General features: G+C 66.9%; 10 protein-coding genes. All 10 read right to left on the reverse strand.

Annotation, left to right across the window (positions count from 1 at the left end):
• Positions 1–176 precede the first annotated feature (176 nt).
• A complete protein-coding gene (locus tag BBSC_RS10240; protein ID WP_033517338.1) occupies positions 177–2,510 on the reverse strand; it encodes a transglycosylase domain-containing protein in 2,334 nt (777 codons plus the stop codon).
• A 218-nt stretch (positions 2,511–2,728) separates the two neighbouring features.
• Positions 2,729–3,448 carry a Crp/Fnr family transcriptional regulator gene (locus BBSC_RS10245; protein WP_033517340.1) on the reverse strand — a complete coding sequence of 240 codons (720 nt, stop codon included), beginning with the start codon at positions 3,446–3,448 and terminating at the stop codon, positions 2,729–2,731.
• Between the two features lie 102 nt (positions 3,449–3,550).
• Positions 3,551–4,744 (reverse strand): lipoate--protein ligase family protein, encoded by a 1,194-nt coding sequence (locus BBSC_RS10250; protein WP_046726237.1) that lies wholly within the window; start codon positions 4,742–4,744, stop codon positions 3,551–3,553.
• 301 nt (positions 4,745–5,045) lie between these two features.
• Complete coding sequence (locus BBSC_RS10255; RefSeq protein ID WP_051923243.1) at positions 5,046–5,834, reverse strand: TM2 domain-containing protein; 789 nt, start codon at positions 5,832–5,834, stop codon at positions 5,046–5,048.
• Between the two features lie 550 nt (positions 5,835–6,384).
• Positions 6,385–7,416, reverse strand: coding sequence for a 3-isopropylmalate dehydrogenase (locus BBSC_RS10260; RefSeq protein ID WP_033517342.1), 1,032 nt, complete (start codon positions 7,414–7,416; stop codon positions 6,385–6,387).
• 67 nt (positions 7,417–7,483) lie between these two features.
• A complete protein-coding gene (locus BBSC_RS10265; protein ID WP_033517344.1) occupies positions 7,484–10,060 on the reverse strand; it encodes a S9 family peptidase in 2,577 nt (858 codons plus the stop codon).
• Between the two features lie 27 nt (positions 10,061–10,087).
• The gene (locus BBSC_RS10270) at positions 10,088–11,308 is read right to left on the reverse strand and encodes an App1 family protein (RefSeq protein WP_046726229.1); all 1,221 of its coding nucleotides are present in this window, start codon (positions 11,306–11,308) and stop codon (positions 10,088–10,090) included.
• A 77-nt stretch (positions 11,309–11,385) separates the two neighbouring features.
• Positions 11,386–11,790, reverse strand: coding sequence for a glycine cleavage system protein GcvH (gene gcvH / locus BBSC_RS10275; RefSeq protein WP_033517346.1), 405 nt, complete (start codon positions 11,788–11,790; stop codon positions 11,386–11,388).
• A 178-nt stretch (positions 11,791–11,968) separates the two neighbouring features.
• Positions 11,969–13,069 carry an NAD(+) diphosphatase gene (nudC, locus tag BBSC_RS10280; RefSeq protein WP_033517348.1) on the reverse strand — a complete coding sequence of 367 codons (1,101 nt, stop codon included), beginning with the start codon at positions 13,067–13,069 and terminating at the stop codon, positions 11,969–11,971.
• A 100-nt stretch (positions 13,070–13,169) separates the two neighbouring features.
• Complete coding sequence (locus BBSC_RS10285) at positions 13,170–14,111, reverse strand: alpha/beta fold hydrolase (RefSeq protein ID WP_046726235.1); 942 nt, start codon at positions 14,109–14,111, stop codon at positions 13,170–13,172.
• Between the last annotated feature and the right edge of the window lie 36 nt (positions 14,112–14,147).

The raw sequence follows: 14,147 nt of genomic DNA on the forward strand, positions 1-14,147 counted from the left end.
GCCGGCGCCTCTGGAGCGGCGCATCGCCATATCGGCGAACCACTAGGCCATTGTATGACGAACGCCCGCCGTTTCGGGCGGGCGTTCGTCATGACGGCGGCGCGTTCACCGTGCCGTATCCGCGCGTTCACCATGCCGTCACTGGAACGGCTCTGCGGGACGCGGCGGAACCGCCGTCAGTGGTTGTTCGAATTGTTATTCGAATTGTTGTTGTTCGTGTTGTTGCCGTTCTGCTGGTTATTCGAATTGTTCTGCTGATTGTTCGAATTGCTGTTCGAGTTCGACGAACGCTGCTGCAGCGTGCTGGTCACGCCCTGGATCGAGGTGACCGTATTGCTGGTCGCCGTGTACTTCGACGACGGTTGCCCGTAATCGTTGTCGATCGGCAACTGCTTGCGCTCGGCGTAGGCGTTGTTGAACGCCTTCCACGCGGGTGCCGCGATCATCGAACCATCCCACATGGTGCGGTACACGCCGTTGATCGCGACGTTCGCCATACGGTTCGCGTTCGGGTTCTGCACATCGCCGACCAGCACGAAGGTGGCGATCTGGTTGGGGATGAACCCGCCCGTCGACACGTACGTATCGCCGTTGGTACCGGTCTTTGCGAAGGTCTTGCGCCCGTTGTCGAGCTGCGCGGAGCCGCCGGCGCCGTCCGGCCGCGTCACGCCCTGGTTGAGCGTGTAGGCGAGCGTCTGGATGATCTCCGGATCGACGGCCTGGTGGCAGTTGGCCTTCGGCACCTCGAGCTCGGTGCCGTCGTCCTTGGTGACCTTGGTCATCGCGATCGGTGTGCATGCGACGCCGTTGGCCGCATAGGTGGCGTAGATGTTCGCCATGGTCAGCGGGGAGACGTTCACCGAGCCGATGGTCATCGACGGCGTGTACGACGCGGTCTTGTCGATGGTCTCGCCGGAGTGCGCGTCGTGGTATCCGACCTCGGTCGCCGCCTTGGCGATCTTGCACAGGCCGATGATCGCGCCGATCGACGCCTGCGTGGTGTTGTGCGAGCGCACCAAGCCGAGGAAGGGGCTCTCCGGGTTGACCGTGCCCGAGGTCAACGCGTTCTGCACGTCCCACGAGTCGCTGCCGCCGACGTAGTCGTTCACGCCGTCCGCGGCGCCGGAGCAGTTGAACTCGGTGGTCGGGTATCTGGTGGTGGTCTGCAGGTTCTCGTTGATCGAATGGCCGGCCTGCATCCACGCGATCAGGTTGATCGGCTTCCACGAGGAACCGATCGAGAAGCCGGCGCCGCCGCCGTCTATCTCGTCGACCGCGTAGTTCTGGGCCGACTTCGTCGGGTCCGTGTCGGCGGCCGACGTCGTGTCGTAGGTTCGGTTCAGGCCGAAGCCGAGCACCTCGCCGGTGCCCGGTTTCACCGAGGCCATCATGATCTCCATGCCGCTCGGGTCGTCGGGGGGAATCGTGTTGCGCGCGGTTTCCATCAGCAGGCTGTTGGCGTCCACGTCGAGCGTGGTGATGATGGTCAGGCCGCCCTCCTTGAGCAGCTGGTCGCGCTCCGCCTGCGTCTTGCCGAAGGCCTCGGAGTTGAGGATCTGCTTGGTCACGTACGAGCAGAAGAAGCCGTAGTCGCCGGCGTACTGGCACCCGGAGTTCATCTGCTGGATGTTCAGCGTGTCCTGGATCGGCGTGTCATGGGCCTCGTCATGCTCCTTCTGGGTGATGTACCCCTCCTGCAGCATCAGGTCGAGCACGATGTTGCGCTGCTTCTGCGCTTCCTTCTGGTTCGCCTCGATCGACGGGTCGTAGTTCTGCGGGTTCTTGGTGATGGCCGCGATCGTGGCCGACTGCACGATGTTGAGATCCTTCGCCGACACGTTGAAATAGCGGCGTGCGGCGGTTTCCACGCCATAGAGGCGGTTGGAGCCGAACTGCGCCACGTTGAGGTAGCCCTGCAGGATCTCCAGCTTGGAGTACTTCTTCTCCATCTGCACGGAGATCAGCATCTCGCGCAGCTTGCGCGCGATGGTGTCCTCGGTGGCGTGGTACTGGGCTATGGGGTCGTTGCTCTCCTCGGCCTGCACCACCAGCACGTTCTTGACGTACTGCTGGGTCAGCGACGAGCCGCCCTGCATGTCGCGCTTGAGGATGTAGGTCTGCACGAACGCGCGCAGCACGCCCTGCACGTCCACGCCGGAATGGTCGAAGAAACGGCGGTCCTCACGGGCCACCACGGCCTGGCGCATGTACTTGGACACGTCCTTGATCGGCACGACGATGCGGTTGTCCTCGTAGAATTCGGTGAGTTTGGTCTTGCCGTCGGACGCGTACATGGTGGACTTCTGCGGCAGGCTGGTCACGTCGAAATCGATGCCCTCGACCTGCAGAGAAGGCATGACCGCCTGCGCGACCTTGTTCACGCCGAGCACACCGGGCAGGAACAGCAGACTGGTGACGGCACCACCGGAGACGCACAGCGTCAGGTAGGCCAGAATCAGGGTAAACACGCGTGATACGGTCAGGGACTTCTTCTTGGGCATGCTGCCCATTCTAAGGGGGCGGGTCTACCTAGCCGCCATGGCGGCGCATCACGTAGAATTTCGTTACAAAACCCTCGCGACCATAAGAACGCCTGAACGGAGCCTTGACGCTCGGGCGTGAACGAGGCACGGTACCGCCCCGCGGGAGATGCGCCGGCGCGTGTTCCCGGCCGGTCCGCGGCCGTTCCGACCGGCCACCCGACCGCCTGGCCGAGTGCCGAACGCCGCTACCGGCGGGAGCGGCGAATCAGCATGCCGGGCTGGTAGATCACGATCGAACGGCCCCTGCGCGTGATCCATCCGCGGTTCGAAAAATCGGTGAGTGCCTTGTTCACGGTCTCACGTGAGGAGCCGACCAGCTGCGCCATCTCCTCCTGCGTAAGGTCGTGCGGCACCAGCAGCCCCTCCTCGACCGGCTCGCCGAACCGGCTGGCCAGGTTCAGCAGCGTCTTCGCCAGACGCGCCGGGACGTCCATGAACACCAGGTCGGCGATCTGCTCGTTGTTGCCGCGCATGCGCGCCGCCAGCACCTGCAGCATGTCCACGGCCACGCGCGGGTGCTTGTCCAGCCAGGCGAACAGCGCGTCGTGCTCCAGCCACACCACGTTGGTGCCGTTCACCATGGCCACGGCCGAGGCGGTGCGGGGCCCGCCGTGCGGGTCGAACACCGGGATCTCCCCCAGCACCTCGCCGCGCGCGTGGATCGACAGCAGCTGCACGCGGCGGTCCGACGACTCCCGGATCAGCTTGACCTTGCCGTCCTCCAGCAGGTACATGCGGTGGTCGGTGTCCCCCTCGCTGAAGATGTAATCGCCCTTGTCATACGTCGCACGGCGCAGATGCGGCAGCAGCTCCTCGGCCTGATCGGGCGACACCTGCGCGAACAGGACCGTGTGCAACAGCGTGTTGCCGTCATCGTGTATCGCATTCGGTGTGACTGCGCTCATCCACCCCTCCTTGCCACTTGCCGCAGACGCGTTCCTCATTAGACACGTTTTTCGTTGGCTGGTCACATTGTAGTCGGTTTGCCTCGCCCCCGCGGGTTCCTCTCACCGTTTCCTCAAATATCCGACCAGACGGTCGACGATCTGACCGCGGCTCAGCCCGGTCTGCGAGCGCAGCGGATCGACCCTTTTGCGCGCCGACCGGACCGCCTTGTCCGACATCTTCTCCGCGGATACGTTGAGGATCCGGCCCATCTTCTCGGCGTCGATGTCGTAGGCCATCGTCACGTGGTGCAGCACCGCGCCGACCGGACCGGCGAACCGACGCTGCGCCGCTCCGCCGATCTTGCCGTGCGACGAGGCGATGTCGTTGATCCCCGCGAACCGGGCGTCGACGCCGAGCCCGCGCAGGGCGTCAATCAGCCACTGGTCGCACAGGCGGTAGGATGCCTCGACGCCGACCCCCTCCACGAAGGACCGCGGCGCGTACAGCGAATAGGTGATGGTGTTGCCCGGTTCGATGAACATGGCCCCGCCGCCCGTGCACCGGCGGACCACCACGAAGCCTTCGCTCGCCGCGCGGTCCTCGTGCACCTCGTCGGGCAGGGACTGGAACCGGCCGATGACCACGGCCGGTGCCGCCCACTGCCAGAATCGGACCGTCGGGCCGCGGCGCCCCTGCGCCACGTCGCGCGACCACTGTTCGTCAATGCGCATCTGCTCTTCGGGGCCACGCGGTTCATCCACGACGACCGTGGGATGCAGCGCCGCCCAGCGCCGGCGCCATTCGGCCTCCTCGCCGTCATCGTCGCGCGTCCCGTTCTTCATGGGTGCCGGGGCAGGGCTCGCCGCGGGATGCGCCACTGCCCCCGGAGCCGCGGCCGGAGCCGGGTCCCGGGCTTCACGCCGACCGCTCCAGCCCGACCATGCGCGCGCGAACGCCGCATCGATCGCGGCCGCGTCCGCCCCGACCAACCGCACCTCCGGATGGCGCGCGATCGCGTACCGTGCCGACTGCCCGCCGAGCAGCGTGCGCTCGATGTCGGCGATCAGCGCGGACGCCGCGTCGGCATGGTTGCCGGCTGCTTCGTCGCCGCCGGGGTTGTCGGCGTCGTCGACGAAGAAATCGCCGTCCAAACGGCATAATACGGCCGCGTTGCCGTCGCCACCCTCACCTGCCGCGGCCTCGGCATTGCGCAGGATGGTGACGCCAACCAGCTTGCCGCCCGGCGTCTTGTATTCGCCGCGGCTCGAATGGCTCCCAGCTGCCGCGCCGTTCCCGGCCCCGGGACGTGCCATATCGGCCGCCGTCGGCTCGCCGGCCACACCGACGGGATCCACCGTGGCGTGCTCGCCGTCGTTCACGTTCGTCATCTCGTTCACATCGCTTATGGTAGGCGCACCCACACGCCACACTCGATATTCGCTCCCGGCGTGACGGGCAGCCCGGCACCCGGCGACGCCCAGTCAAGCCACCTGTACGACGCGTCCATCCGCATGCCGCCCATACGGCGGCGTCTCCGCAGCGGCAGGGTGGCCCTCGCGCCAGTGCTCGTTCCGCCCTGTCACGCCGGCGTGACGGGGCGGAACGCTCATCGTGTCAGTCGCGCAACTCCACGCCGTGGGCATCGCGATGCCACGGCGACCCGTAGTTCGAGCACAGGATCAGCACGCCTTCCACCAAGGACCAGATCACGGAGATGGCGGGACCGACGATGACCAGCCAGCCGACCAAGGACAGTAGCAGCTGGGCGATGGCCTTTCCGGTGTGGCCCAGATAGAAATTATGGATGCCAAGCCCGCCCAGAAAGATGCCGAGCAGCCCGGCGACCAGTTTCTGGCGCGGCACATAGCCCGGCGGCACATCGGATCCGTACGGCGCGTATTGCTGGCCGTATGCGGGCTGCTGCCCATATTGCTGGTCATATTGCGGCTGCGCGTACTGCTGACCGTACGGGGGCTGGCCCTGCTGGCCATATTGCGGCTGGCCCTGCTGGCCGCCGGACTGGGCATACTGGTCCTGGTACGGGACCTGCCCGTATGCCTGCTGATCGTAGGCGCTCTGCTGATACGGCTGCTGCCCCTCTGCTGGCTGGCCTTCCGCCGGCTGATCGTATGCGGACTGGCCGTATTGCGGCTGCCCGTACGACTGATCCGCTGCCGGCTGATCGGTCGGTTGCTGCCCCGGCTGCTGACTTGGCCGCTGCGGATCGGACTGCTGGTACGACCCCGGCTGGCCCGTATCGGGACCACCCTGACCGTATCCGTACTGCTGATATGACTGCTGGTACGCACCGGGCTGCTGCCCGGACTGCGCGTATGGCAACTGCGCATCGTACGATGCGTTCTCGTCCGGCTGCTGCGGACCGCTGTTATTGTGCTCGTTCATGGCTCCACACTATCCGGCATCGCACTCGGCACTCGCGTATGGACACCCTGAAAAATCCCCGAAGATACCCCTACTCGAATTGGACCGCCCACCCGAACGACGCACCGGACCGACAATGCGGCGCAGAGGCGAGGACTTGCCCGAATTCGGGCCGGGCACCCGTCGAATCCGAACGAACAAGCAGCTCGATGACCAGCATGTGGACGGAAGGCACGCGGCCCAGCCGCAGCGAGGGAACCGGACGCGACGATCCATGCCATGATGCGGGCTACCGGTATCCAGCATCGTACGTTCATACGCCATACCTGGCTCCCCTCTCTGAGGGGAGCCAGAATTAATCAACGAATGCAACGGCGCGGACCACTGGCGGTCCGTCCCGTACATGGTTGGCTGGTTGCTCCATCCAACGGAGGCATGCATCACGTATTCGCGGGACGAGCCACCGAGCATAACGGCCGCCGTATCGTTCGATGACGATACGGCGGCCGTATGACGATACACACGGGTCGGACCGCGGCGCGACTGCCGCTTCGGGCCCGACCGGACGGCGCTACATGCGCGCGAGGATATCCTTGCCGACCTGTTCGGTGGAGCGCACGGTGGAGCCCAGCTCCTCGATGTCCGCCTCCACGGCGGCGTCGATGCGGGCGGCGGCCTCGTCGAAGCCGAGGTGGCGCAGCAGCATCGCGGCGGACAGGATGGCGGCGGTCGGGTTCGCCTTGCCCTGGCCGGCGATGTCGGGCGCGGAGCCGTGGATCGGCTCGAACATCGACGGATACTCGTTGGAGGCGTTGATGCAGCCGGACGCGGAATAGCCCACGCCGCCGACCACGGCGCCCGCCTCGTCGGTGAGGATGTCGCCGAAGAGGTTGTCGGTGAGGATCACGTCGAACCGGCTCGGGTTGGACACCAGGAAGATCGTGGCCGCGTCGATGTGCTGGTAGTCGTGCGTGACTTCCGGGTATTCCTCGCCGACGCGGTCGACGATGCGCTGCCACATGTCGCCGGCGTTGACCAGCACGTTCTTCTTGTGCACGAGCGTGATGTGCTTGCGACGCTTCATGGCCAGCTCATAGGCGTACCGGACCACGCGCTCCACGCCGTATGCGGTGTTGATCGACACCTCGGTGGCGACCTCGGCCGGGGTATCGCGGCGGACCGCTCCGCCGGCGCCGCAATACAGGCCCTCGGTGCCCTCGCGCACCACCACGAAGTCAATGTCGCCCGGGTTGGCGAGCGGCGACGTGACGCCCTTGTACAGCTTGGACGGGCGCAGGTTCACGTACTGGTCGAGCGCGAAGCGCAGCTTGAGCAGCAGGCCGCGCTCGAGGATGCCGGCTTTGATGCGCGGGTCGCCGACGGCGCCCAGCAGGATCGCATCGGTCTTCTTGATGCGCTCCAGTTCGTCGTCGGGCAGGATCGCGCCGTCGCGCAGATAGCGCTCCGCACCGAGGTCGAAGTTCTCGTACGTGAAGTCCGCAACGCCTTCGGCGGCCTTTTCCAGCGCCTGCTGAGCCCACGGAGTGACTTCCTTGCCAATGCCGTCGCCGGGAATCACGGCGATGTTATATGTCTTGCTCATAGCACGCGAGACTACTCGCGCGCCACGGCCGCGGTGTCCCCCCGCTCAGCAGGTGGACACCGCAGAGCTAGTGCGCGATGCCCATCTGGCTCAGGCACCACGCGTTCTCGTAGGAGACCTCCTCCCACACTTTGTAACGCCCGGTCGTGCCGCCGTGCCCGGCCTCGACCTCGACCTTGATCACCGCGTCCACGCCGGCGCGCTGCAGCCGGGCGGCCCATTTGAGCGGTTCGACGTAGAGCACTCGCGTATCGTTCATCGAGGTGGTGATGAACATGTGCGGGAACCGCGGGGCGGGCGCCGAAGCCTCGGCGTCGCTGCCCTCCGGCAGGTCCGGCGCGTTCTCGTACGGCGTGTAGCCCTTCATGTACCGGTACACGTCCGCGTCGTGCAGCGGATCGCCCCACTCGTCCCATTCGGTGACGGTCAGGGGCAGCGAGGGGTCGAGGATCGAGGTCAGCGCGTCCACGAACGGCACGTCCGCCTCGACCCCCGCGTAGCGGTCCGGCGCCATATTCGCCACAGCCCCCATGAGCAGGCCGCCAGCGGAACCGCCTTCCGCCACGGTCCGGCGCCGATCGGCGAGCCCGGCGTCCTGCAGCGCGGCGGTCGCGTCGACGAAGTCCTCGAAGGTATGCCGCTTGTTCAGGCGCCTGCCCTGCTCGTACCAGGCGCGCCCCATCTCGCCGCCGCCGCGGACGTGCGGCACCGCATAGAGCACGCCGCGGTCGAGCATGCTCAGCCGCGCGACGGAGAACCCCGGGTCGGAGCTGATCTCGTATGCGCCGTACCCGATGATGAACATGGCCGAACCAGACACGGGGATGTCGCGCCGCCAGACCAGCGAGACGGGGATCTGCTCGCCGTCGCGCGCGGTAATCCACACGCGGCGCTCCATATAGTCGCGCGGGTCGAAATCACCGAGCACCGCCGCTTTCTTGAGCAGCACGTCCCTGCCGGTGGCCGGATCGAGCTCATGCAGTTCGCCCGGCCGCGTATAGCTCGAGAAGGAGTAGCGCATCCGGGGCACCTCGTACGACGCGTTGCCGCCGATGCCGATCGAATACAGCCGCCGCGTCTCGCCGGGCAGCAGATCGTCCGCGGCCCCGTCCCAGGTCGTCACCATCACGGGGGCGTCCGCGACATCGCCACCGGCATCGCCGGTCCTGTCGCCACCGTCGGCGACGGCGTCGTGCGGATGGGGACCGGCCGCGTCGTCGCCGGTCATCGACGCCGCGGTCTCGGCGTCATCGGCCTCGAGGTCGGCATCCCAATCGTGCTCCAGCGCGGGCGGCACCAGCTCGCGGAACGACCACGGCCGCCCGGCGAGAAAGTCGGCGACCGCCTGCTCCTTGGTCATCACGGCCACATGCGGCAGGCTGTCGGTACGGTACGACAGCGCGACGAAATGGCGGTACACCGACAGGCCCTCGACCGCCAGGCCATGCGCGCCCTGCAGGATCACGGGATTGGCCGGGTTGACGTAGCCGGCCCCGATCGGCTTCGCGCTCGCGCCGGGCTCCACGGCGTCGCCGCGCTCGCAGCCGTACGGGGAGCCGACCGCAACGCGCATGCCCTCGCCGAGCCGGTAAGGCGGCTGATGGGACCGCATGTCGATCACGTCGATCTCGAAATTCGGGTTGTTCGCGTTGTGGCACACCAGAGCGATCGGAATGTCCTCGCCCCGCTCCCCCGCGCCTTCGAAGCAGGCGAAGCTCACATCGTATTCGATGTCGGGTTCGCGCGGGATGAAGACGCTGAACTCGCCTTCGGGGTCGCTGACGGGCATCATCCACACCTCGCATGAGGTCTTCGATCCCGTGCCGATCACGATGTTGCGCTCGTCGAAACTCAGCCCGGCGCCCACCCAGAAGCGTTCGTCCGACTCGCGGAACACCTCGACGTCCGAGGAGACCGGCGTGCCGACGCGGTGCCGGCGCACCGCGCACGGGCGCCACGCGTCGTCCAGCACGGTGTAGAACGCCCACTGCCCGTCGGGCGTGAGGAACGCCCCGCTGATACCTTCCAGCGTTTCGGGCGATTCGTCGCCGGTGTCGAGGTCGCGGATGCGGAAATCGTACCGTTCGTCGCCGGCGGTGTCCACGCCGTACAGCATCCGCCGTCCGTCATGGCTCAGGCTCATCCCTCCCAGACGGAAGAAGTCGTGGCCGGCCGATTCCCTGTTCGAGTCGAACACGATCTGCTCTCCCGGCATCGAGCCGGGCTCGGACGCCGGGTCGATGACGGGCGGGTCCCAATCGTCCTCGGCGCGGATCGGCATGCGGCAGCTGATCGGGTATTGCAGGCTCTCGACGGTGCGCGTGAAATACCAGTAGCCGTTCACGCGGGTCGGCACGGACAGGTCGGTCTCCTGCACGCGCGACTTGATCTCGTCGAACAGGGTCCTGCGCAGGCCGCCCAACGGTGCCATGCGCGCGTCGCAATACCGGTTCTGCGCGGCGACGTAGTCGCGCACCTCGGGCGAGGACTTGTCGCGAATCCATTCGTACGGGTCGATGAAGGTGTCGCCGTGAAAGGTGCGCTCATACGGCACCCGTTTGGCCCGCGGGGGCTCGGCCGCGGGCGCCGTGCGGCCTGGTGCCGGAGCCGCAGCCGCGGCCGTCTGTGTCATATCGTCGGTCATGCACGCGATTATACGGCCCGCGTGCTCCTACCGCACATGCTCCTTGAGGTACGGCAGCATGGTCTTCATCAGGTTCGACCCGGTGGTGCCGGTGAACACCGGCACGTCGGTCACCGGCACGGGCTGCGTGGAGGTGATGCCGGCCATCGACGAGAACGCCGACGATTCGCGCGGGCTCAGCTGGCGGATGCCGATCGCGAGCACGCGGCCCGGATAGCGCCGCGCGATGGTGGCGTACGTGGTCGGGTCCTTCTGCCCGTCGTCGCCGACCAGGATGAACTTCATGTCCGGGAAATCGGCCATGAGCTGTTCGGCGAACTCCAGCTTGTGCTGCACGCCGGAGGGGACGAAGGTCTTCGGCCGGGGGTCGAGGTCGCGCAGCAGCAGCGGGCCCTCCGGGAAGCCGTGGTCGATGATGAAGTGGCGGATCGAGCTCTCCACGTTCCACGGCGAGGTCGACAGGTAGAAGAAAGGCGCATCGGGGAACAGATCGGCGATCTTGGTGAACAGCACGCTCATGCCCGGCACGGAGGCCTTCTTCTTGGGGTCGAGCAGCAGCAGGTTGTAGGCGGCCTTCCACAGGGTCGGCGCCTGCGTGATCATGATGGTGTCGTCCACGTCGGAGATGACGCCGACGCGCGCGCTGTCGGGGATGGTGAACAGGTTCGCGGTGACCGGCTTGCGGCGCTCGACCTGATACGACACCTTGTGGATGCCCGGTTCGAGGCGGTGCTCGGCCACCAGGTCGAGATAGCCGCTGGTGTCGGAGATCGCGTACTCGCTGCCGGTGTCCTTGGTGCGGTCCACCCGGTCGTACGCCTCGGACAGGCCGACCTGCACGGTTTCCAGAGGCATGTCGTCGATGGAGATGCGCACCTGCCGGCGCGCCGCGGGCACGGTGAGCATGCCGTGGATGCCGCGTGTCAGCTTGCCGGCCTGCGCGCGCTGGGGCGCGTAGATCGTGCGGCAGATCAGGCGGGAGTAGTCATCGGTGCCGTAGCCGACGTAGGGCTCGACGTTCGGGTACCAGCCCCACCGCTTCACCACGCTGGTGGAGAAGCGCACCCACAGGCCGAACCCCTTGGTGATGGCGCGGCGCGTCGCCTGCACGTGCAGCGGCTTGTTCTCGATGCGCTCGTGCTTCGAGGCGGCGTCGAACGTGGTGACGACCTTGCGCGCCGGGATCGGCACGGTCGCCATCTCGTCGTCCTCGTCCATCGGCGGTGTGTGTTGCTTGACCCTGCTCATAATCTCACTATACGGTCATTAACCGACCGGTCGTTACGAGCGGCGAAACCGCGTGCCGGGCCCCGGCCCGGCGGCCGCTAGCGGATCAGCTTCGCGTATTCGCCCGCGGTGAGCAGATCCGGCTCGTCGTCGTCGAGTTCGATCTTCAGGATCCAGCCCTCGCCGTACGGATCGTTGGTGATCACGCTCGGGTCGTCGGAGGCGTCGCGGTTCACGTAGCTGATCGTGCCGGACACCGGGCTGATGAACGGCTGGACCGCCTTGGCCGACTCGAGCTCGACGATCTCGTCGCCGGCCTCGACGCGAATCCCCGGCTCGGGCAGATCGACGAACACGAGCTCGCCGAGCTCGTTGGCCGCGTATTCGGTGATGCCGACGATCGCCGGCGACGCGGATTCGTCCACCCACGCATGCTCCTCCGAATACGAGAGGTGATCGGGAATGTCAAGGTTCAGCGGCTGTGCCTCGTTGTTTTCGCTCATAGCCCTCCACTCTAGCCCATGGCGCCCGCAACCACTAGTGGTCCGCGTCATGGGTTCGTTTCCGATATCTGGCTCCCCTCGCTGAGGGGAGCCAAGGAACGGTCGCTTCACGGCTCAGCTTCACCGAGGGGAGCCGGAAGTACGAAATGCGGAGCGACGAAGCGGCAAACCGCACGCACTAGAGCTCGCGGCCGTACCATTCCTCGATCATGTACCGGGCGATGGTCGCCTTGCCCGGCGCAACCATGCGCCCGGCGACGAGTTCGGCCGTGTACTCGTCGCGCGTGACCCACCTCGCGGTCATCGTCTCCGCGCCGTCCACGGTGATGTCGGTGGTCAGCGCATGCGCCTTGAACGCCATCATCAGCGACGCGGGGAACGGCCACGGCTGCGACCCGAGGTACTTGACCTCGCCGAGCGTGATGCCGGTCTCCTCCTTGGCCTCGCGGCGGGCGGCGTGCTCCAGGTTCTCCCCGGCCTCGACGAATCCGGCCGACACCGAATACAGCCTGGCGTCCCGCCATGCGCTGTTGTGCTGCAGCAGCAGACGGTCCTCGCTGTCCACGATCGCGGTGATCACGGCCGGTTCGATGCGCGGGAACAGCAGACGGCGGCCGTCGGCCTCGTTCGTGCAGCGCTGCGCCCACCCGGCGAGCGCCGCCGTGACCGGCGCGCCGCAGGTCGGGCAGAACCGCTGACGGTTATGCCAGATGCTCAGCGGGATCGCGCTGGTGGCCTGCCCCGCCTCGCGGGCCGAGGCGTGCGGCGCGAACCCGCGCAGATCCACCCAGTCGAACCGCGTCACCGCCTGCTCCAACAGGCTCGGCTTCGGCGCGCCGCCGTTCCCGGCGCCGTTGTCATGCTCGTCGAAGGCGTCGTCGGCTCCGGTGCTGGCCGAATCCGGCACCGTCACCTCGGCCGGCGCCGGCGTATCCGCGATCCGAGTGATGTCGACGGCGACCACCCGTTCACCGCGCTCGCCAGAATACCGGCCCAGGTACATGGCCACGGCCTGCGGATGGGATGCCAGTTCGGCGCTCACATACGACCCGGGCAGCGTGGCCAGTCGCATGGACACGTTCTCGTAGTCGACGATGTTGTCCTGGCCCTTGGGCACGGCGATGCGGCCGTTGCGCGTGAGGATCACCTTGGCGGCCGGGTCGGCCAGCACCGTGCCGATCAGCCCCGCCTCGCCGCGCAGGTCGGTCTGATAGTCGATATCACCTTGCGCGAGCGGCAGGAAAGGCAGCGCTTGCGTCAGTGCCAGTGGTGAGAACATCGTGTTTTTCCTTTGTGTTGTTGGACGTTATGTCGGAGCTGATACCGGGCGTCGGCGATTCCGCGTAGCTGTGGCTCCCCTCCCCGAGGGGAGCCAGTGCTCAACAGACCATCAACGCGGACCGCCGGCCGGCGCACCGCACCAGATCCACGAGCGCCCGCGCGACCGCGTCCGGGTGCTCGACCGCGCTGAAATGACCGCAGTCGGCGATTTCGGTGTATGCGGCCGTGGTGCCGGTCATCGCCGTGACGATCGGCTTCATGGCGGACGGCGGGCTGAACGGGTCCTTGTCGCCGCAGATCACGGCGGCCGGGGCGCTGATCAGCGGCAGCTGGTCGTTGAGGTCGGGCCGGCCGGCGGCCATGCGCTGGCGCCATGCCACGCCCTCCGGGCGCTGTTCGCGGATCCACCGGGTAAAGAGCGCCTCGCCCTCCGCCGACTGTTTGAAGCTCGAATCCCGCTCGTTCGCCTCGGCGAAGTGCATCACCGGTTCGACCGTGTGCCCGCTCGCGCAGGCGCTGGCGACGCGCAAACGGTTCGCCCGCTGCTGCGGGCTGTCGGCATCTGCCTTCGTGTCGCACATGGCGAAACCGGCCACGGCATCGGGATGCCGCCGCTGGATGTCGAGGATCACGTAGCCGCCCATCGACAGCCCGGCCCAGACCGCCGAGCGGTAACCGGCCGCATGCATCAAGTCCACATAGGCGTCGGCCAGCAGGTCCAGAGCCCGTTCGTACGCACCGTCCGCGGCGCTGCCGCCGGAGGCCTCGGCGATCGCGGCCTCCCTCGCCGCATCGGCTGCGTCACCGGGTTCGGTGCCGGCAACGGTACCGGAATCATCACCGGGAATCGGTCCTTCGCCGGCACCCGGCATATCGGGCGCCCAGATGGGGAACGGAGACAGCCCCTCCTCGTCCGCAAGGCGCGCGACGGCTGCCGAGCAGTCGTCCCACATGCGGTGGTCCACCGGGAACGCGTGCACCAGTATCAGCGGCGTGCCCTGCCCGCCGCGATAGACCGTGTTGTTCAATGTGATTGGCATGTTCATCGCTTTCCAAAAATCATCGGGCGATCACTG

Source organism: Bifidobacterium scardovii JCM 12489 = DSM 13734, assembly GCF_001042635.1.
GTDB classification, from domain to species: domain Bacteria; phylum Actinomycetota; class Actinomycetes; order Actinomycetales; family Bifidobacteriaceae; genus Bifidobacterium; species Bifidobacterium scardovii.

Coding starts and splice junctions, on each gene's coding strand:
- BBSC_RS10260 (WP_033517342.1), bottom strand. CDS start 7,416: ATGAGCAAGACATATAACATCGCCGTGATTCCCGGCGACGGCATTGGC.
- BBSC_RS10285 (WP_046726235.1), bottom strand. CDS start 14,111: ATGCCAATCACATTGAACAACACGGTCTATCGCGGCGGGCAGGGCACG.
- BBSC_RS10265 (WP_033517344.1), bottom strand. CDS start 10,060: ATGACCGACGATATGACACAGACGGCCGCGGCTGCGGCTCCGGCACCA.
- BBSC_RS10270 (WP_046726229.1), bottom strand. CDS start 11,308: ATGAGCAGGGTCAAGCAACACACACCGCCGATGGACGAGGACGACGAG.
- BBSC_RS10240 (WP_033517338.1), bottom strand. CDS start 2,510: ATGGGCAGCATGCCCAAGAAGAAGTCCCTGACCGTATCACGCGTGTTT.
- BBSC_RS10245 (WP_033517340.1), bottom strand. CDS start 3,448: ATGAGCGCAGTCACACCGAATGCGATACACGATGACGGCAACACGCTG.
- gcvH (WP_033517346.1), bottom strand. CDS start 11,790: ATGAGCGAAAACAACGAGGCACAGCCGCTGAACCTTGACATTCCCGAT.
- BBSC_RS10250 (WP_046726237.1), bottom strand. CDS start 4,744: ATGGCACGTCCCGGGGCCGGGAACGGCGCGGCAGCTGGGAGCCATTCG.
- nudC (WP_033517348.1), bottom strand. CDS start 13,069: ATGTTCTCACCACTGGCACTGACGCAAGCGCTGCCTTTCCTGCCGCTC.
- BBSC_RS10255 (WP_051923243.1), bottom strand. CDS start 5,834: ATGAACGAGCACAATAACAGCGGTCCGCAGCAGCCGGACGAGAACGCA.